This is a genomic window from Sinorhizobium sp. FG01 (assembly GCF_002531875.1).
Lineage (GTDB): Bacteria > Pseudomonadota > Alphaproteobacteria > Rhizobiales > Rhizobiaceae > Sinorhizobium > Sinorhizobium fredii_C.
Genome location: NZ_NWTB01000007.1, coordinates 291,113 through 309,670, shown reverse-complemented (window position 1 = coordinate 309,670; position 18,558 = coordinate 291,113). Strand labels below are relative to the sequence as shown.

The 18,558-nt window shown below is 63.5% G+C and carries 18 protein-coding genes; 1 reads left to right on the top strand and 17 read right to left on the bottom strand.

The genetic code is table 11. The features are described from left to right. Nucleotide 1 precedes the first annotated feature (1 nt). The 13 genes from CO656_RS13845 to sdhC form a co-directional block, all read right to left on the bottom strand. A complete protein-coding gene (locus tag CO656_RS13845) occupies nucleotides 2–643 on the bottom strand; it encodes a LysE family translocator (RefSeq protein ID WP_097526220.1) in 642 nt (213 codons plus the stop codon). Nucleotides 644–805: 162 nt separating this feature from the next. Beyond that, on the bottom strand, nucleotides 806–2,047 hold the full coding sequence (gene odhB / locus CO656_RS13840) for a 2-oxoglutarate dehydrogenase complex dihydrolipoyllysine-residue succinyltransferase (RefSeq protein ID WP_097526161.1): 1,242 nt from the start codon (nucleotides 2,045–2,047) through the stop codon (nucleotides 806–808). Between the two features lie 61 nt (nucleotides 2,048–2,108). After that, on the bottom strand, nucleotides 2,109–5,105 hold the full coding sequence (locus CO656_RS13835) for a 2-oxoglutarate dehydrogenase E1 component (RefSeq protein ID WP_037417768.1): 2,997 nt from the start codon (nucleotides 5,103–5,105) through the stop codon (nucleotides 2,109–2,111). A gap of 239 nt (nucleotides 5,106–5,344) precedes the next feature. Further along, a complete protein-coding gene (gene sucD, locus CO656_RS13830; protein WP_097526160.1) occupies nucleotides 5,345–6,247 on the bottom strand; it encodes a succinate--CoA ligase subunit alpha in 903 nt (300 codons plus the stop codon). A gap of 17 nt (nucleotides 6,248–6,264) precedes the next feature. Next, entirely contained in the window at nucleotides 6,265–7,458 is a 1,194-nt protein-coding gene (gene sucC, locus CO656_RS13825; protein WP_037417773.1) for an ADP-forming succinate--CoA ligase subunit beta, read from the bottom strand. Between the two features lie 113 nt (nucleotides 7,459–7,571). Then, a complete protein-coding gene (gene mdh, locus CO656_RS13820; protein ID WP_064242549.1) occupies nucleotides 7,572–8,537 on the bottom strand; it encodes a malate dehydrogenase in 966 nt (321 codons plus the stop codon). 179 nt (nucleotides 8,538–8,716) lie between these two features. Further along, nucleotides 8,717–9,871 carry a cell division protein ZapE gene (zapE, locus tag CO656_RS13815; RefSeq protein WP_097526159.1) on the bottom strand — a complete coding sequence of 385 codons (1,155 nt, stop codon included), beginning with the start codon at nucleotides 9,869–9,871 and terminating at the stop codon, nucleotides 8,717–8,719. A 115-nt stretch (nucleotides 9,872–9,986) separates the two neighbouring features. Next, the gene (locus CO656_RS13810) at nucleotides 9,987–10,523 is read right to left on the bottom strand and encodes a protease inhibitor Inh/omp19 family protein (protein ID WP_037389823.1); all 537 of its coding nucleotides are present in this window, start codon (nucleotides 10,521–10,523) and stop codon (nucleotides 9,987–9,989) included. Between the two features lie 138 nt (nucleotides 10,524–10,661). After that, a complete protein-coding gene (gene msrA / locus CO656_RS13805; protein WP_097526158.1) occupies nucleotides 10,662–11,261 on the bottom strand; it encodes a peptide-methionine (S)-S-oxide reductase MsrA in 600 nt (199 codons plus the stop codon). 146 nt (nucleotides 11,262–11,407) lie between these two features. Beyond that, the gene (locus tag CO656_RS13800; RefSeq protein WP_037417782.1) at nucleotides 11,408–12,187 is read right to left on the bottom strand and encodes a succinate dehydrogenase iron-sulfur subunit; all 780 of its coding nucleotides are present in this window, start codon (nucleotides 12,185–12,187) and stop codon (nucleotides 11,408–11,410) included. 18 nt (nucleotides 12,188–12,205) lie between these two features. Next, nucleotides 12,206–14,047 carry a succinate dehydrogenase flavoprotein subunit gene (gene sdhA, locus CO656_RS13795; RefSeq protein WP_097526157.1) on the bottom strand — a complete coding sequence of 614 codons (1,842 nt, stop codon included), beginning with the start codon at nucleotides 14,045–14,047 and terminating at the stop codon, nucleotides 12,206–12,208. A gap of 6 nt (nucleotides 14,048–14,053) precedes the next feature. Beyond that, nucleotides 14,054–14,434: a succinate dehydrogenase, hydrophobic membrane anchor protein gene (gene sdhD, locus CO656_RS13790; protein ID WP_037417785.1), complete on the bottom strand. Its 381-nt coding sequence runs from the start codon at nucleotides 14,432–14,434 to the stop codon at nucleotides 14,054–14,056. 13 nt (nucleotides 14,435–14,447) lie between these two features. Next, entirely contained in the window at nucleotides 14,448–14,840 is a 393-nt protein-coding gene (gene sdhC, locus CO656_RS13785) for a succinate dehydrogenase, cytochrome b556 subunit (protein WP_097526156.1), read from the bottom strand. 305 nt (nucleotides 14,841–15,145) lie between these two features. On the opposite strand from sdhC, the gene CO656_RS13780 reads away from it, so the two are divergent. Then, nucleotides 15,146–15,793, top strand: coding sequence for a hypothetical protein (locus tag CO656_RS13780; protein WP_097526155.1), 648 nt, complete (start codon nucleotides 15,146–15,148; stop codon nucleotides 15,791–15,793). 291 nt (nucleotides 15,794–16,084) lie between these two features. On the opposite strand, the gene CO656_RS13770 is transcribed toward CO656_RS13780, so the two are convergent. The 4 genes from CO656_RS13770 to CO656_RS13755 are packed head-to-tail and all read right to left on the bottom strand — an operon-like array spanning nucleotide 16,085 to nucleotide 18,554. Continuing rightward, the gene (locus CO656_RS13770) at nucleotides 16,085–16,753 is read right to left on the bottom strand and encodes a methyltransferase (protein WP_037417788.1); all 669 of its coding nucleotides are present in this window, start codon (nucleotides 16,751–16,753) and stop codon (nucleotides 16,085–16,087) included. A gap of 35 nt (nucleotides 16,754–16,788) precedes the next feature. Beyond that, entirely contained in the window at nucleotides 16,789–17,220 is a 432-nt protein-coding gene (locus CO656_RS13765) for an EVE domain-containing protein (protein WP_037417789.1), read from the bottom strand. A 7-nt stretch (nucleotides 17,221–17,227) separates the two neighbouring features. Then, on the bottom strand, nucleotides 17,228–17,521 hold the full coding sequence (locus CO656_RS13760; protein WP_037417790.1) for a YciI-like protein: 294 nt from the start codon (nucleotides 17,519–17,521) through the stop codon (nucleotides 17,228–17,230). 31 nt (nucleotides 17,522–17,552) lie between these two features. Then, nucleotides 17,553–18,554 carry an NAD(P)H-dependent glycerol-3-phosphate dehydrogenase gene (locus tag CO656_RS13755; protein ID WP_097526154.1) on the bottom strand — a complete coding sequence of 334 codons (1,002 nt, stop codon included), beginning with the start codon at nucleotides 18,552–18,554 and terminating at the stop codon, nucleotides 17,553–17,555. Between the last annotated feature and the right edge of the window lie 4 nt (nucleotides 18,555–18,558).

Sequence of the window (18,558 nt, the reverse complement as noted above, 5' to 3'; positions counted from 1 at the left end):
CTCAGGCAGCCTTTTCGGTCGCGAGCTTCAGGCCGAGCGCAATGAAGACCATGCCGCTTGCCCGGTCGATCCACTTGCTTACCCGTGTGAAGGCGGCGCGCATCCTTGGCGTTGTCATGAACAGGCTGACGCCGACGAACCAGAGGATTAGAGCGCTCGCCATGACAAGGCCGTAGCCGAATTTCACGACCATCGGCGTATGCGCGCCGACGACCGTCGAGAAGATAGACAGGAAGAAGAAAACAGCCTTGGGGTTGAGCGCATTGGCGGCAAAGCCGAGGCCGAAGGCCTTCAGCGCCGACTGGCCCCTGCGCGCTCCGGCATCCTCGCCCGGCTCCGCGTCGATCTCGGTCTGCCCGGCCCGAAGCGCCTTGACGCCGATATAGATCAGGTAAGCGACGCCGCACCATTTGACGATATTGAAGAGATAGATCGAGTGCGAAATGATCAGCCCCAGGCCGAGTACGGTGTAGCTGATATGAAACATCAGCGACGCGCCGATGCCGAAGGAGGTGATGATCGCTGCCCGGCGTCCGTTGACCAGTGACTGGCGGATGACCATGGCAAGATCGGCGCCGGGCGATACGATGGCAAAGACAAAGATCGCCATCAGCGAAGCAAGTTCGATCAGGTAAGCGCTCATGATTGTCACCGGTCGTTGAAGTTCAGGATGGAGCCGGGCGAGCCTGAATGCGCGCATAGCGTGCTTTGCTGGAGCCTAGCCCCCTGCCTCATCGCTGTCGAGCGGCCGCGTCGACGGCTGCGCGCGGCGAGAAGGAAACGGGGGCTCGCGCCCCCGCTTTCATTAGAGGTCGAGCACCAGGCGCTCCGGATCCTCAAGGCTTTCCTTGACGCGCACCAGGAAGGTCACGGCTTCCTTGCCGTCGACGATGCGGTGGTCGTAGGAGAGCGCCAGATACATCATCGGGCGGATGACGACCTGGCCGCCGATCGCCACCGGCCGGTCCTGGATCTTGTGCATGCCCAGGATTCCCGACTGCGGCGCGTTGAGGATCGGCGAGGACATCAGCGAACCGTAGACGCCGCCATTGGAGATGGTGAAGGTACCACCCTGCATGTCGGCCATCGACAGCGTTCCGTCGCGTGCCGCCTTGCCGAGGCGGCCGATGTCCTTCTCGATCTCGGCGATCGACATCTGGTCGGCATCGCGCACGATCGGGACCACCAGGCCCTTGTCGGTGCCGACGGCAACGCCGATATGGCAGTAGTTCTTGTAGATGATGTCGGTGCCGTCGATCTCCGCGTTGACAGCCGGCAGCTCCTTGAGCGCATGGGTGACGGCCTTGGTGAAGAAGCCCATGAAGCCGAGCTTCACGCCGTGCTTCTTCTCGAAGATGTCCTTGTACTTGTTGCGCAGGCTCATGACGGCGCTCATGTCCACCTCGTTATAGGTGGTGAGCATAGCTGCCGTGTTCTGCGCGTCCTTCAAACGCCGGGCGATCGTCTGGCGCAGGCGGGTCATCTTGACGCGCTCTTCGCGGACGGCGTCTTCGGTGGGCGCCGGCGCACGCGCCTGGACCTTGGGCGGTTCGGCGGCGGGTGCCGAAATTCCTTTTGCGACGGCAGCGAGCACATCACCTTTCAGCACCTGGCCGCGCTTTCCCGAACCGTCGATCTGGTCGGGGGAAAGGTTGTTCTCCGCGATGAGCTTGGCGGCCGACGGAGCAGCCGGCATCGAGGACTGGGCCTGCGGCGCCGCAGCGGCAGACTGTGCAGCCGGAGCAGCAGCGGCGGCTGCAGGTTCCGGCTTCTTCTCGGCGGCGGCGGGGGCGGCAGCGGCGGCACCGGCGCCTTCGGCGATCTGGCCGAGCAACGCGCCGAGGCCGACGGTCTCACCCGCCTGGGCGACGATCTCGCTGAGCGTGCCGGCGGCCGGCGCCGGCACTTCGATCGTCACCTTGTCGGTCTCGAGCTCAAGGATCGGCTCGTCGGCCTTGATCGCATCGCCGACCTTCTTGAACCAGGTACCGACGGTCGCTTCGCTGACGGATTCGCCGAGGGTAGGAACGCGGATTTCTGTTGCCATGATTTTTGTTCCGTTGATCAGATATCTGTTTCTGTCGATTGGCAGACCGTGGAGGGCTTAATCAGCCCCCCAGCGCGTCCTCAAGGAAGGCGGCCAGCTGCGCCAGGTGCTTGGACATCAAGCCGGTTGCCGGCGAAGCGGCGGCCGGACGGCCGGTGTAGCGCACCCGCTGATACTTGGCGTCGATATGGGCAAGGACCCATTCGAGATAGGGGTCGATGAACGACCAGGCGCCCATGTTCTTCGGCTCTTCCTGGCACCAGACCATCTCCGCATGGCGGAAGCGGCTGAGTTCGTTGATGAGCGCTTTCGCCGGGAACGGATAGAGCTGCTCGACGCGCAGCAGATAGATGTCGTCGATGCCGCGCTTTTCGCGTTCCTCCAGAAGGTCGTAATAGACCTTGCCCGTGCACAGAACGACGCGGCGGATCTTCGAGTCCTTCTGCAGCTTGATAGGGCCGTCCTTGATGACTTCCGCATCGTCCCATAGCAGGCGGTGGAAGGAGCTCTCGCCGGCCATCTCGGACAGGCTGGAGATTGCCCGCTTGTGGCGCAGCAGCGACTTCGGCGTCATCAGGACCAGCGGCTTGCGGAAATCGCGCTTCACCTGGCGGCGCAGGATGTGGAAGTAGTTCGCCGGGGTGGTCACGTTGGCGACCTGCATGTTGTCTTCCGCGCAGAGCTGCAGGAAGCGCTCGAGGCGGGCCGAGGAGTGTTCCGGCCCCTGGCCTTCATAGCCGTGCGGCAGCAGGCAGACGAGGCCCGACATGCGCAGCCACTTGCGTTCGCCGGACGAGACGAACTGGTCGAAGACCACCTGCGCGCCGTTGGCGAAGTCGCCGAACTGGGCTTCCCAGAGCGTCAGCGCGTTGGGACGGGCGAGCGAATAGCCGTATTCGAAGCCGAGCACCGCCTCTTCGGAGAGCATCGAGTTGATGACCTCGTAGCGCGCCTGGCTCGGCGACAGATTGGCGAGCGGAATGTAGCGCTCTTCGGTCTCCTGGTCGTAGAGGACCGAATGGCGCTGCGAGAAGGTGCCGCGCTCGCAGTCCTGGCCCGATAGGCGGATCTTCGTACCCTCGGTGACGAGCGTCCCGAAGGCGAGCGCCTCGGCCATCGCCCAGTCGACACCCTCGCCGGTCTGGATCATGTTGGCGCGGTTTTCCATGAAGCGCTGGATGGTGCGATGCGCGTTGAACCCGGCCGGGATCTCGGAGAGCTTGCGGCCGATTTCCTTGAGCTGCTTCATCGGCACCGAGGTCCGGCCACGGCGCTGCTCATCCTGGTTGTCGGCGGTGCGCAGGCCCGACCATAAACCGTCGAGCCAGTCGGCCTTGTTCGGCTTGTAGGACTGGCCGGCCTCGAACTCCTGCTCGAGATGGGCGCGCCAGTCGGCCTTCATCTTCTCGACTTCGCCCTCGGTGATGATGCCCTGGGCGATCAGTCGCTCCGAATAGAGCTGGACGACAGTCTTGTGGGCGCGGATCGCCTTGTACATCCTCGGCTGCGTGAACGCCGGCTCGTCGCCCTCGTTGTGGCCGAAGCGGCGGTAGCAGAACATGTCGACCACCACCGGCTTGTGGAACTTCATCCGGAACTCGGTCGCCACCTTGGCGCCGTAGACGACGGCTTCCGGATCGTCGCCGTTGACGTGGAAGATCGGCGCCTCAATCATCTTCGCGACGTCCGACGGATAGGGCGAGGACCGCGAGAAGGCCGGGTTGGTGGTGAAGCCGATCTGGTTGTTGATGATGAAGTGGACGGTGCCGGCGACGCGATGGCCGCGCAGGCCGGAGAGCCCGAGGATTTCGGCAACCACGCCCTGTCCGGCGAAGGCTGCATCGCCGTGGAGCAGCAGCGGCATCACCTTGACGCGCTCGCGCAGCGGAATGATATCGCCCTCAAAGACGGTTGCCATCTGGTCCTGCTTGGCGCGCGCCTTGCCCATGACCACCGGGTTGACGATTTCGAGATGCGACGGGTTCGCCGTCAGAGACAGGTGCACCTTGTTGCCGTCGAACTCGCGGTCGGACGAAGCGCCGAGGTGATACTTGACGTCACCGGAGCCTTCCACGTCGTCGGGCGCATAGGAGCCGCCCTTGAACTCGTGGAAGATGGCGCGATGCGGCTTGGCCATGACCTGCGAGAGGACGTTCAGGCGGCCCCGATGGGCCATGCCGAGAACGATTTCCTTGAGGCCGAGCTGCCCGCCGCGCTTGATGATCTGTTCGAGCGCCGGGATCAGCGATTCACCGCCGTCGACGCCGAAGCGCTTGGTGCCCTTGTACTTGACGTCGATGAACTGCTCAAAGCCTTCCGCTTCGATGAGCTTCTGCAGGATCGCCCGCTTGCCCTCGGGCGTAAACTCGACGCCCTTGTCCGGTCCCTCGATCCGCTCCTGGATCCAGGCCTTCTCCTCGGGGTTGGACATGTGCATGAATTCGACGCCGATCGTCGAGCAATAGGTCCGCTCGAGGATCTCGACCATTTCGCGGATGGACGCGTATTCGAGGCCGAGCACGTTGTCGATGAAGATCTTGCGGTCGAGGTCCTTCTCGTCGAAACCGTAGTTCGAAGGCGAAAGCTCGTTGTAGTCCTCGACCGGGGCGGCAAGGCCGAGCGGGTCGAGCTTGGCATGCAGGTGGCCGCGGGCGCGATAGGCGCGGATCATCATGATGGCGCGAACGGAATCGCGCGTCGCCTGATGGATGTCGGCAGCGCTGGCGAGGGTACCGGTCGCTGCGGCGGCTTCTTCAGCCTTCGCCTTGACCTTCTTCTCGATAGCCTTCTCGACCGTGCCCCAGTCGCCGTCGAGCGCCGAGACGAGTTCGCCATTCGCGGTGATCGGCCAGTTCTTCTTCTTCCAGGAGGCGCCCTTGGCTGCCTTCACGACGTCTTCGGGCCGGTCGGCGAGCGCCTTGAAGAAGGCCTGCCATTCAGCCGACACGGACGCGGGGTCCGCTTCGTAGCGCGCATGGAGCTGCTCGATATAGGCGGCATTGGCGCCGTCCAGAAACGAAGTGAGCTGGAATTGCTCGTTGGCCTCTTGCCTTGTCATGGTCTCACGCGGACTGTTCTGTCCGCCTCCTGACTGAGTTGGGTTGCCGGGTATCCCGGTCATTCATGTTCGTTCGGCGCGCCTGGCGCCCTTTCCTACGGCGCCGCACATCGGAAGGACGCGCCCGAACCACCGTGGCATTTCGTTACCGCATGTCCTGATCTTCAATCAGCCAAGGAAACACGCGGGCCGCAGGCTGCCCGGGCCGAATCGCCCCGACCCGGGCAGAAGTCTTCCGATCAGCCCTTGAGGACTTCGACCAGCGTCTTGCCGAGACGGGCCGGCGACGGCGACACGCGGATGCCTGCCTGCTCCATCGCAGCGATCTTGGATTCCGCATCGCCCTTGCCGCCGGAAACGACGGCGCCGGCGTGGCCCATGGTACGGCCCTTCGGCGCGGTACGGCCCGCGATGAAGCCGGCCATCGGCTTCTTGCGGCCCTTTTTGGCCTCGTCGATGAGGAACTGCGCGGCATCCTCTTCGGCCGAGCCGCCGATTTCGCCGATCATGATGATCGAGGTCGTGGCTTCGTCCGCCAGGAACATCTCGAGCACGTCGATGAACTCCGTGCCCTTGACCGGGTCGCCGCCGATGCCGACGGCCGTCGTCTGGCCGAGGCTCTCGTTGGAGGTCTGGAACACGGCTTCATAGGTCAGCGTGCCGGAGCGCGAGACGATGCCGACCGAGCCCTTGCGGAAGATCGAGCCCGGCATGATGCCGATCTTGCATTCTTCCGGCGTCAGGATGCCGGGGCAGTTCGGGCCGAGCAGGCGCGACTTGGAGCGGTCGAGGCGAGCCTTGACGCGCACCATGTCGGCAACCGGGATGCCCTCGGTAATGCAGGTGATGAACGGGATTTCCGCATCAATCGCCTCGATGATCGCGTCCGCAGCGCCTGCCGGCGGAACATAGATCACGGATGCGTCCGCACCGGTCTTTTCACGGCCTTCGGCAACCGAGGTGAAGATCGGCAGGGTTTCGCCCTTGGAGCCGGTCCAGGTTTCGCCGCCCTTCTTCGGGTGAATCCCGCCGACCATCTGCGTGCCGTAATAGGCAAGCGCCTGTTCGGTATGGAAGGTGCCGGTCTTGCCGGTCAGGCCCTGAACGAGGACCTTGGTGTTCTTATTGACGAGAATCGACATGAGGTCTGGTCCTTCAGTTAGCCGTTGATCGCAGCGACGATCTTCTTGGCAGCGTCATCCAGATCGTCGGCGGCGGTGATCGCCAGGCCGGATTCGTTCAGGATCTTCTTGCCAAGCTCGACATTCGTGCCTTCGAGACGAACGACCAGCGGAACCTTGAGGCCGACTTCCTGCACGGCCGCAACGACACCTTCAGCGATGACATCGCACTTCATGATGCCGCCGAAGATGTTGACGAGGATGCCCTCGACCTTCGGGTCGGCCGTGATGATCTTGAAGGCTGCCGCGACCTTCTCCTTGCCGGCGCCACCGCCGACGTCGCAGAAGTTCGCCGGCTCCTTGCCGTAAAGCTTGATGATGTCCATCGTCGCCATGGCGAGACCCGCGCCGTTGACCATGCAGCCGATGTTGCCGTCGAGCGCGACATAGGCGAGATCCCACTTGGAGGCCTCGATTTCCTTGGCGTCTTCTTCGGTTTCGTCGCGCAGCGCCTTGATGTCGTCGTGGCGGAACAGGGCGTTGCCGTCGAAAGAGACCTTGGCATCGAGAACGCGCATGCGGCCGTTCTTCATGACGATCAGCGGGTTGATCTCGAGCAGGCTCATGTCCTTCTCGACAAAGGCCTTGTAAAGGATCGGGAAGAGCTTTTCGGCGTCAGCCTTGGCTTCGCCTTCGAGCTTCAGGGCCGAGGTGAGCTTGGCGAGATCGGCGGCGGTGACGCCAGCTTCCGGGTTGATCGCGACGTTGACGATCTTTTCCGGCGTGTCGTGCGCAACAGCCTCGATGTCCATGCCGCCTTCCGTCGAAACGACGAAGGCGATCTGGCCGACCGAGCGGTCGACGAGCAGCGAAAGATAGAGTTCGCGATCGATGTCGGCGCCGTCCTCGATGTAGAGGCGGTTCACCTGCTTGCCGGCAGCACCGGTCTGCGCAGTGACGAGCGTGTTGCCGATCATTTCCTTGGCATGAGCCTTGGCTTCATCGACCGAGAAGGCGAGACGCACGCCGCCCTTGGCGTCGGCGGAAAGTTCCTTGAACTTGCCCTTGCCGCGACCGCCGGCATGGATCTGGCTCTTGACCACGTAAAGCGGGCCCGGGAGCGACTTGGCAGCGGCTTCAGCCTCGTCGGCGGAGAAGATCGCGACACCTTCCGCGACCGGCGCGCCATAGCTCTTCAGGAGAGCCTTGGCCTGATACTCATGAATGTTCATGGTTGTTTTCCTGTCTGGGAGCATTGTGCGGGCAGGTGGGGCACCTACGCACCAATGCGGCAAAAACAAAGAGGAGGCCGAGCGGATCTGGATGTCCGCCCGACGTGAGGCGATTACTGCTTCAGGCTGGGCGCGATGCCGATGCAGGCTTCGCAAAGCCCGGCGACGGCGGCGACCGACTTGTCGAAGGCTTCCTTCTCGCCCTTGTTGAGGTCGATCTCGATGATGCGCTCGACGCCGCCGGCGCCAATGACCGTCGGCACGCCGACATACATGTCCTTGACGCCGTACTGGCCGGATAGATGCGCCGCGCAGGGGAGCACGCGCTTCTTGTCCTTGAGGTAGGCTTCGGCCATTTCGATCGCGGAAGCGGCCGGAGCGTAATAGGCCGAGCCGGTCTTCAGAAGGCCGACGATCTCAGCGCCGCCGTCACGGGTGCGCTGGATGATTTCTTCCAGACGGTCCTTGGTGACCCAGCCCATCTGCACGAGGTCGGTCAGCGGAATGCCGGCAACGGTCGAATAGCGGGCGAGCGGCACCATCGTGTCGCCATGGCCGCCGAGAACGAAGGCGGTGATATCCTGAACCGAAACGTTGAATTCCTGGGCAAGGAAGAGCCGGAAGCGCGAGGAGTCGAGCACGCCGGCCATGCCGACGACCTTGTTCTTCGGCAGCCCGGAGAACTTCTGCAGCGCCCAGACCATGGCGTCGAGCGGGTTGGTGATGCAGATGACGAAGGCGTTCGGAGCATATTTCTTGATGCCGGCGCCGACCTGTTCCATGACCTTCAGGTTGATGCCGAGCAGGTCGTCGCGGCTCATGCCGGGCTTGCGCGGAACGCCGGCGGTGACGATGCAGACGTCGGCACCTTCGATCGCCGCATAGTCGCTTGCGCCCGTCAGGGATGCGTCGAAACCTTCGACCGGCGAGGACTGGGCGATGTCGAGGCCCTTACCCTGGGGGATGCCGTCGGCGATATCGAACAGAACGATGTCACCCAATTCTTTCAGGCCGGCGAGATGCGCCAGCGTGCCACCAATCATCCCTGAACCAATAAGTGCGATCTTGTTGCGCGCCATGAAAGTGCTTCCTTTGTGATCCATGATCGAGGCCTGAAACGCGGCAAACGCCAAACCCTCGCGGAAAGCCCTTAAACGGCAAATGGCAAAATATCAATCCATAGTTTCTGATGGAGCAAATTCAATCGGTTAGATCAAAAAATTCTTACGTAAAGGTAAGATTGTCAGTCATCGTTACGTCATGGAAAGGCCGTGTTTTCAGTATGTTGCGCGGCATATTCCTCGCTTTGCATCTCGATCAGACGGGAAACCGTCCGGTCGAATTCGAAGCCTTCAATGCCCTTCTTGGCGATCAGCAGCCGTTCCGGTTCGGCAGCGGCGGAGGCGAAGAGACGGGCGCCCTGGTCGTAGAGCGCGTCGACGAGCATGATGAAGCGCTTCGTCTCGTTGCGCATATGCGGCCCGAGATGCGGAACGTGGTCGAGGAAGATCGTCCTGTAGTGCGAGAGGATGGCAAGATAGTCGGCCGCGCCGAGCGGCTGGGCGCAGAGATCGGCAAAGGTGAAGCGGGCACAGTCGCCGACCGCATCCGGCACGCGGATCTTCCGCCCCTTCCGGCCGATCTCCGCCGGCCCGGCGGGCGCGCCGTTGGTCGCGACATACCAGGCGCGATCCATCGCGGCTTCCGCTTCCGGTCCGAGCGGCGACAGCCAGACGGGATTTCCGTCCGTCTTGCGCAGGCGATAGTCGGTGTCCGTGTCGAGCGAAATGAGTTCCGCATGGGCCTTCAGGAGATCGATGAAAGGCAGAAACAGCCCGCGGTTGAGCCCCTCGCGATAAAGCTCGGAAGGCTCCACGTTCGAGGTCGCGACGAGCACGCAGCCCTTTGCGAAGAGTTCGCCGAAGAGGCGTCCGAGGATCATCGCGTCGGCAATGTCGGTCACCGAGAATTCGTCGAAACACAGGAGCCGCGCCTCGGCAAAGAGCTCGGAAGCGACCGGCGGGATCGGATCGGCCTGCTTGGTCTCGCCGTTCTTCAGCCTCTGCCGGTGCTTGTAGATGCGCTCGTGCACATCCGCCATGAACTCGTGGAAATGGGCGCGCCGCTTGCGCTGTATCGGCACCGCGTCGAAGAACATGTCCATCAGCATGGTCTTGCCGCGGCCGACGCCGCCATGGATGTAGAGACCCTTGACCGGCGCCTGGTCCTTCTTGCGGGCCGCGAACAGCCAGCCGAGCGCGTTCGCCTTGCGCGACGGCCGGCTGGCCATGAGCTCCGCGGTCAGATGGTCGAGCCGTCTTGCGATTGCAAATTGCGCCGGGTCACGCTGCCGCTCTCCGCCCGCAACGAGCGCTTCGAGTCTGTGGAGAATACTGTCGTCAGGATTGAGCACGGTGCACCTGGATAGACCAGGGGCTGTTTTGGGAGGTGAGACTTAAGGCTGCAGGCGGAAGCCCCACCCCGACGACAGGCCGTCTCGAGGTCCGGAAAGCCGGACCGAGAATAGGTCAGCGGCTGAGGCTGACCGGCTGGCCGCCATTGGTCGAGCCGTCGAAGCGCGAATCGGCGGTCTTGTAGAGGCGGGCGATCGGATTGCCGCTGCGATCCTTGAGCACGACCTGCTTACCGGCCACTTCCCACGATCCCATCGCCGTCAGTTCGCCGGCGCAGCCGCGCGTGCCGCCGCGCGAGCCGCTGCCGAGATTGGTCAGCGTCAGGAACATGTCGCAGGAACTGCCGGCGCTCGAAACGCGCCAGTTGCCGACCATGGATTCCTTCGTCACGTCGAGGGCGTTGGTGGCGGCGGCCACCTGCGTGCCCGCGGGCGCGCCGGCCGGGGTGCCTGTCGGAGCGCTAGGGAATTGCGAGGTGCTCGTCGTCGGATCGGGCAGCTGGCCCGCCGAGACCGACGGCACCGGCTGCGCTTGCAGGGGAGCAGGCGCGGCAGAAACATCCTGGGAACCGAAGCCGCCAAAGGATGTCCGCTGGCATCCGGTCAGCGCAAGCACAATAACAAGCCCCGCCGCCGCATGAAAAACCCGCATGTCTTTACCCCCTATATTGTCCTCGAACGATGATGCAATGCGATAATAAAGGCCGAATTACAGCAAATCCACCCGTGAGATCAAGGCACCACGTTTCGGCCTTGGCTGTTGCACGATGGAAACGCTTGCGGCGAAAGCTTAATGGCTGACGCCGGCATAGGCCCGCTCACCCCAAAGGGCCTCGACCGCCCGGTTGCGGCCGCAGCCATTGCGGTAATACCAGTAGCGGATCGGATTCCGCGTCGCGAAATCCTGGTGGTAGTCTTCGGCCGGCCAGAACTTCGCGGGGCCCTCGACGGGCGTCACGATCGGCCTGCCGAGTTCCGCCTCGGCCTTGATTTTCTCGGCCTTCGCCTGCATCGCCTGCTGCTCATCGAGCGCGTAGATCGCCGTCGAATAGGAGAAGCCGCGATCACAGAACTGGCCGCCGCCATCGGTCGGGTCGGTCGTGCGGAACAGCACGCCGACGAGTTCCGCATAGGAGACCTTGTCGGGATCGAACTTGATCCGCACCACCTCGCGGTGGCCGCCCTTCGCATAATCTTGATAGGTCGGATTTTCGCTCCTGCCGCCGGCATAGCCGGAAATCGTCTCGACAACGCCCGGCACGTCATCGAAATCGCTCTCGACGCACCAGAAACAGCCGCCGGCGAGGATCGCGTGTTGCGGCTCGGCTGCTCGCGCCGACGGCAGGAGACAGCTTACGGCAGTTGCGACAAGCAGGCGAGCGAGAAGCATCAGCGACCCTCCACCCTCTAATACCTATGCGCCTCGCGGCGGCTTTCAATTCACTTACCGACACGTCGATGCGAGAGTTGTGAAAAGCAAGACGGCGGGCCCTCTGCCCGCCGTCCAATTTCGATGATTTTTGAGCCCGGGACGCTTTAGAACCGCCGCTCGACCAGCATCTTCTTGATCTCGCCGATCGCCCTGGCCGGATTCAGCCCCTTGGGACAGGCCTGGGCGCAGTTCATGATCGTGTGACAGCGGTAAAGACGGAAAGGATCCTCGAGATTGTCGAGCCGCTCGCCGGTCGCCTCGTCTCTGGAGTCGATCAGCCAACGATAGGCCTGCAAGAGAACGGCGGGACCGAGATAGCGGTCGCCGTTCCACCAGTAGCTCGGACAGGAGGTCGAGCAGCAGGCACAGAGGATGCACTCGTAGAGCCCGTCGAGCTTCTGGCGGTCCTCGTGGCTCTGCCGCCATTCCTTGGCAGGCGTCGGCGACACTGTCTTCAGCCAGGGCTCGATCGAGCGGTGCTGGGCGTAGAAATTGGTGAGATCCGGCACCAGGTCCTTGACCACCGGCATGTGCGGTAGCGGGTAGATCTTCACCGTGCCCTTGATCTCCTCCATGCCCTTGGTGCAGGCGAGCGTGTTAGTGCCGTCGATATTCATCGCACAGGAGCCGCAGATACCCTCGCGGCAGGAGCGCCGCAGCGTCAGCGTCGGATCGATCTTGTTCTTGATGTACAGCAGCCCGTCCAGGACCATCGGGCCGCAGTCGTCGATGTCGATGTAATAGGTGTCGATGCGCGGGTTCTTGCCGTCGTCCGGGTTCCAGCGATAGACGCGGTATTCGCGCAGATTGGTTGCGCCGACCGGCTTCGGCCAGACTTTGCCTTCATTAACCTGCGAGTTCTTCGGGAGAGCGAGTTCAACCATGTGCCTTAGTCCTCGAGATCAGTATACCCGCGCCTTCGGCTCGATCTTTTTCGGATCGATGCCGTCGGCGATCAGCTCGGTGTGCACCGGACGATACTCGAGCCGGACGTCGCCGGCGTCATTGACCCAGGCCAGCGTATGCTTGCGCCAGTTCATGTCGTCGCGGCCGCCGAGCGGACCATCCTTGTAGTCCTCGCGGGCGTGTGCGCCGCGGCTTTCCTTGCGCGCTTCGGCGCCGTAGACCGTGGTGATAGCGTTCGCCATCAGGTTCTCGAGCTCTAGCGTCTCGACGAGATCGGAATTCCAGATCATCGAGCGGTCGGTGACCTTGATGTCGGAAAGTTCCTTCCAGATTTCCGATAGCCGCCGGCAGCCGGATTCGAGCGATTCCTGGGTACGGAAGACGGCCGCGTCTTCCTGCATGGCGCGCTGCATCTTGTCGCGCAGCACCGCCGTCGGCGTACCGCCTTTGGCATGGCGCAGCCGGTCGAAGCGCTCGACGATGCGATCGCAGGCGGCCGCATCAAGCGCCGGGATCGATTCCTGGCGGTCGATGATCTGGCCGGCGCGGATCGCCGCGGCGCGGCCGAAGACGACGAGGTCGATCAACGAGTTGGAGCCCAGCCGGTTGGCGCCATGCACGGAGGCGCAGCCGGCTTCCCCGACCGCCATCAGGCCGGGCGCGATGCGCTCGGGGTTCTGAGCGTCGGCGTTCAGCACCTCGCCCCAGTAGTTGGTCGGGATGCCGCCCATGTTGTAGTGAACGGTCGGCAGCACCGGGATCGGCTCGCGGGTGACGTCGACGCCGGCGAAGATCTTCGCCGATTCCGAGATGCCCGGCAGCCGCTCGTGCAGCACCGCCGGATCGAGATGGTCGAGGTGCAGGAAGATGTGATCCTTGTTCTTGCCGACGCCGCGGCCTTCGCGGATTTCCAGCGTCATGCAGCGCGAGACGACGTCGCGCGAGGCGAGGTCCTTGGCCGACGGAGCGTAACGCTCCATGAAGCGCTCGCCTTCCGAGTTGACGAGATAGCCGCCCTCGCCGCGCGCCCCTTCGGTGATCAGACAGCCCGAACCGTAGATGCCGGTCGGGTGGAACTGCACGAACTCCATGTCCTGCAGCGGCAGGCCGGCGCGGGCGATCATGCCGCCGCCGTCGCCGGTGCAGGTGTGCGCCGAGGTCGCCGAGAAATAGGCGCGGCCGTAACCGCCGGTCGCCAGCACCACCATCTTCGCGGCGAAGCGATGGATGGTGCCGTCGTCCAGATTCCAGGCGACGACGCCGGTGCAGCGGCCGTCCTCGGCCATGATCAGGTCCATGGCGAAATATTCGATGAAGAATTCGGCGTTGTTCCTGAGCGACTGGCCGTAGAGCGTGTGCAGGATCGCATGGCCGGTGCGGTCGGCGACTGCGCAGGTCCGCTGCACCGGCGGACCTTCGCCATAATTCTGCATATGGCCGCCGAACGGCCGCTGATAGATCTTGCCTTCCTCGTTGCGCGAGAACGGCACTCCGTAGTGCTCGAGCTCGTAGACCGCCTTCGGCGCCTCCATGGTCAGGTACTGCATGGCGTCGACGTCGCCGAGCCAATCGGAGCCCTTGACGGTGTCGTAGAGATGCCACTGCCAGCTGTCCGGCGTCATGTTCTGCAGCGAGGCGGCGATGCCGCCCTGTGCTGCAACCGTGTGGGAGCGCGTCGGGAAGACCTTGGTGATGCAGGCGGTCTTGAGGCCCTGTTCGGCCATGCCGAGGGTGGCGCGCAGGCCCGCCCCGCCGGCGCCGACGACGACGACGTCGAAGGCGTGATCGACATATTGATAGGCTTTGCCGTTTGCAGCCGGTGAACTGATCGATGCCATGGCGAGTTATCCTGCGAAAGCGATCTTCAGGATGGCGAAAAGACAGAGCCCGCCGATCAGGATCGCAAAGAATGTATTGAGCATGAGAAGCGCAATCTTGACGCCCTCCGCATGAACATAATCCTCGATAATGACCTGCATGCCGATCCGCATGTGGATGAGCGCCGAGGTCACGACGAGACCGAGGATCACCGCGACGAAGGGATTGGAGAGCGCCGCGAGGAGCTCTGCATGCGGCGCGCCGGCGTAGCGGGCGACGAAGAAAACGAAGAAGATCAACAGCGGAATGTTGGAAACGGCCGTCAGGCGCTGGCGCCAGAAGTGGTCCGTGCCTTCCTTGGCCGAGCCGAGGCCGCGAACCTTGCCGAGGGGTGTGCGCATATCCATGGTGTTTCCCCTGTCAGCGAAGCAGAGAAGCGATGATCCAGATGACGAGCGTCAGCGTCACCGATCCGGCGAGCGTCGCCTTGGCCATCTTCGTCGCGAAGTGCTTTTCGTAGCCGTAGCCGAGGTCCCAGACGAGATGGCGCAGGCCGCCCAGCATGTGGTGCATCAGCGCCCAGGTGTAGCCGAACAGCACGAGCTTGCCGATCAGCGTGCCAAACAGCCAGTTCACCCAATCGTAATAGGCCGCACCCGAGGCGGCGGCGATCAACCACCAGGCCACTATGACCGTGCCGAAATACAGTGCGCCGCCGGTGATGCGGTGCATGATCGACATGACCATGGTGGGAATTGGTTTGTAGATTTGAAGATGCGGCGAGAGCGGCCGGCTTCTTGTGACATCCGTCATCGGAACCTCACGAAATGACCGGATTTCTCGCCCTTTAACTAGACTATTCTAATCCGGTATCGCACCCGATTGTGCGCAATTCAGTCATTCGGACCTTTAATCACCATATTGCTTAACGACAAGTATGTTTGCAGTGCAAAATAAATAAAATCGATTAGACGAAAAGCGGCATTTTCCGGTCTGCCGGAGACATCCCGCCGTTAACGATAAGGCCGGAAAAAGCCAATCAAATTCGTGACATTTGGCAGCGCTTACATCAGGATGCGGTTAAGAGTTCGTTAACCGCATCCGAGGGGCATGGCAGAATGAATCTGTTGCGCGCGGTCCACGCGACCAAAGTTCTACTCCTGGCCCTGGCCTTGGCAATCCCCGCCGGCCTGCCTGCGAGCGCCGGGAGCGACAGGGGCCTCCAGGACGTGGAGACGCGCGTGCGGCATGTCCGGCTCAAGGATCGCCCGCCGCACCGCGCCTGGCGCAAGGCGCGGCACCTCCGCCATTTCGCCGGCCATCGGCGCCACCGCTCCGTCAATTCCAGCATCGATGATTTCTCGTCCTTCGAGACGGGCGGCCTCCGCGACGTTCAGACCCGCACCCGCCATGTCCGACGCAAGCACTGGCCCCCGCACTTCGTGCGGCGTGATCGCAATCGAGGCCCCTGGATCGTCATTGACGGAAGGGGCTACGGCGCCGGCCGCTATAGCGGCGACATCGACGGCGGCTATGATTTCCCCTCCGATATCCCCGGCCTCGGCACCTATGCCGGCAATCTTTCAGCCTATGAGGATGTGGGCACCGGCATCTATTTCAGCCAGACCGGCAGCTATTCCTATGTCGCCGGGGATAACCTTGAGGCCGCCCCGCCGGCCGAGCGCCCGAAAATCATCGTCGTCTCGCCGCAGACCAATGCCAGCGCCTGCGCCTGGGAGCACGGTGTGTGTGTCGTCCGGCCGTAGAGCGATGTGAAGGGTAGGAAAGCGCCAAAATCAGGAAGCGGTGCTAATACCCCCCTCTGCCCTGCCGGGCATCTCCCCCACAAGGAGGGAGATTGGCAAGCGGCGATGTCTCGCCCGATCAGCGCCGTTGCGGGTTTACGGCCGGAGTCGGCAACTTCGGCGGAGCGGCGGGGCAGCATCTGTGCTTCTGGCTGATCTCCCTCCTTGTGGGGGAGATGCCCGGCAGGGCAGAGGGGGGTGAATCCCGGTCGCCCGCGACGACTACCGCGCGCGCTGACGGTAAGGATCCAATCACGCTCCAACGTTCGTGTCGGCGGCCCCAAACCGCCAAACCGTGGTCCGCTTCACCTCGCTGTCCTCGAGCGCCCTGGTGACCGGCACCTCATAGGTCGCAAGCGCCGCCAGCCGCTCGCGCGGGCAATAGGCGCGGCCCGGATCACCGACGATAACCGCGGCACCGGCGCTCCCGAGCGCCTCGAACCAAGGCTGCAGCAGATCGGCAAAGCCCTTGTCGTAAAAGACGTCGCCGGCGAGATAGACGTCGGCCTCACACTCGCGGCCGATGATGTCCTCGCCGAGAAACCTCACTTCAACGCCATTCAGATCCGCATTGAGCCGCACGGCCGTTTCGGCCCAGGGATCGATATCAACGGCGAGAACCTCGGCGGCGCCGGCCAGCATGGCGGCAATCGCCACGAGACCGGAGCCGGAGGCGAAATCGACGACGCGGCGGCCGCGCACCACCTCCGGATGATCGAGGACATAGCGGGCGAGACCCTGCCCGCCCGCCCAGGCAAAGGCCCAGAAGGGCGGCGGCAGGCCGATCGCCTCCAGTTCCTCCTCGGTCTTCAGCCACAGGTCATGCGCTTCGCTCGCCAGATGCAGCCGGATCTCCGGTACATGCGGCGGCGAGAGAATGCCGGTATTGGCGCGGATGAAGCTTTCCGGATCCGTTTTCAAGATTGGAGACTCGGGGGGGCGTGCGCCGAGAGCAATTACTTCGGCGGGTTGTCGAGCCCACCCATGCGGCAGACCTCGATCCACTCGTCCTCGGTCACCGGCTGGACGGAGAGGCGCATCGAGGTCACCAGCGACATCTTGGCGAGTTTCGGGTTTTCCTTGATTTCCTTCAAGGAGACCGGACGTGGCATGTCGATCACGGCGCGGATGTCGACGCAGTCCCAGCGGGCATCGCCGTCAGCGGTGGAGTCCGGATGCGAAAGGGCGCAGACCTCGGTGATGCCGACGATCTCCAGCCCCTCGTTGGAATGATAGAAGAAGCCCTTGTCGCCGATTTTCATCGCCCGCATGTTGTTGCGCGCCAGATAGTTGCGCACGCCCGTCCATTCGGTGCCCTTCTCGCCGGCATCCTTCTGCATCTGCCAGGACCATTTGTTGGGTTCGGATTTATAGAGCCAGTGGGCCATCGCTCCCTCACGCGTCCGGATTGTTGAAGACCCAGTTGTAGGCCTTGATCTCGACATTGGCGAAGAGGCCCGCCTTGGCATAGGGATCGGCCGCGGCGATCTCCTCAGCTTCTTCGATCGTCTCGGCCTTGACGATCACCAGGCTTCCCGTCGGCTTGCCGTCGGCGCCGAGAAAGGGGCCGGCGATCTTCAGGACGCCCTTGGCGTTGAGGTCGTTGAGATAGGCGAGATGGTCGGGCCGCGTGTCGAGCCTCAATTGCAGGGCGCCCGGCTTATCCGTGCAGAGCAGTGCGAAGAGCATGGTTCCTCCTATGAGAATGCGCGGGCCGGCGTCACTCCTGGGTGATCGGCCGCGACATCAATTGTTCGAGAGCAGTGCGCACATCGAGCCTGCCGTCGATGATGGCGGCGACGGCTTCGGTGATCGGCATCTCGATGCCGAGGTCCTGTGCCACGCGCCCCGCCACCGACGCGGCAAAGGCGCCCTCGACGAGCTCGCCGCCGCTGCCGTCGGCACGGCCGTTCTTGCCGAGTGCTATGCCGAAGCGCAGGTTGCGGGACTGGTGGCTGGTCGCCGTCAGCACCAGGTCGCCGAGGCCCGACAGGCCGCGCACCGTATCGGCCTCGCCGCCGCGTGCGGCGATGAAGCGCGACATTTCCGCAAGGCCGCGGGAGATCAGCGCCGCGCGGGCGGAATCGCCGAGGCCCGCCCCTTCGATGATGCCGCAGGCAATCGCCAGCACGTTCTTGAGCGCGCCGCCGAGCTGGACGCCGATGCGGTCGGTCGACGGGTAGAGCCGGAAGGTCGGTCCGGACAGTGCTTCGGCCAGTTGCGTCGCAATTGCCATGTCGGGAGCGGCGACGACCATCGCCGTCGGCAGGCCTTTGGCGATGTCGGCGGCGAAGCCTGGCCCGGAAAGGACGCCGATCCTGTGGCCCGGCAATTCGTCTGCAAGCAACTCGGTCAGCAGCCGGCCGGTCGATTGCTCCATGCCCTTGGCGCAGGTGACGATCGTCGCATCGGCGCCGATCGCCGCGCCGTAGGTCTGCGCCGCGGTCCTGTGTTCCTGCGACGGCATGGCAAAGAGCACGATATCGGCTCCCGCCAGCGCCGCGGCATCGGCGGAAAAGCCAAGCCCAGCGGGAAGCGCGATGCCGGGCAAAGCCCTTTCGTTGCGGCCGGTCAGACGGCATTCCGCCGCCACTTCCTCGCGGCGCGAAAGCAGCGTCACGTCCGCATTGGCCTTTGCCGCCGCAACAGCCGCAAGGGCCGTGCCGAAGGCGCCCGCGCCGACGACGGCGATCTTTGGCACGATCGTTTGGTTAGCACTCATCTTC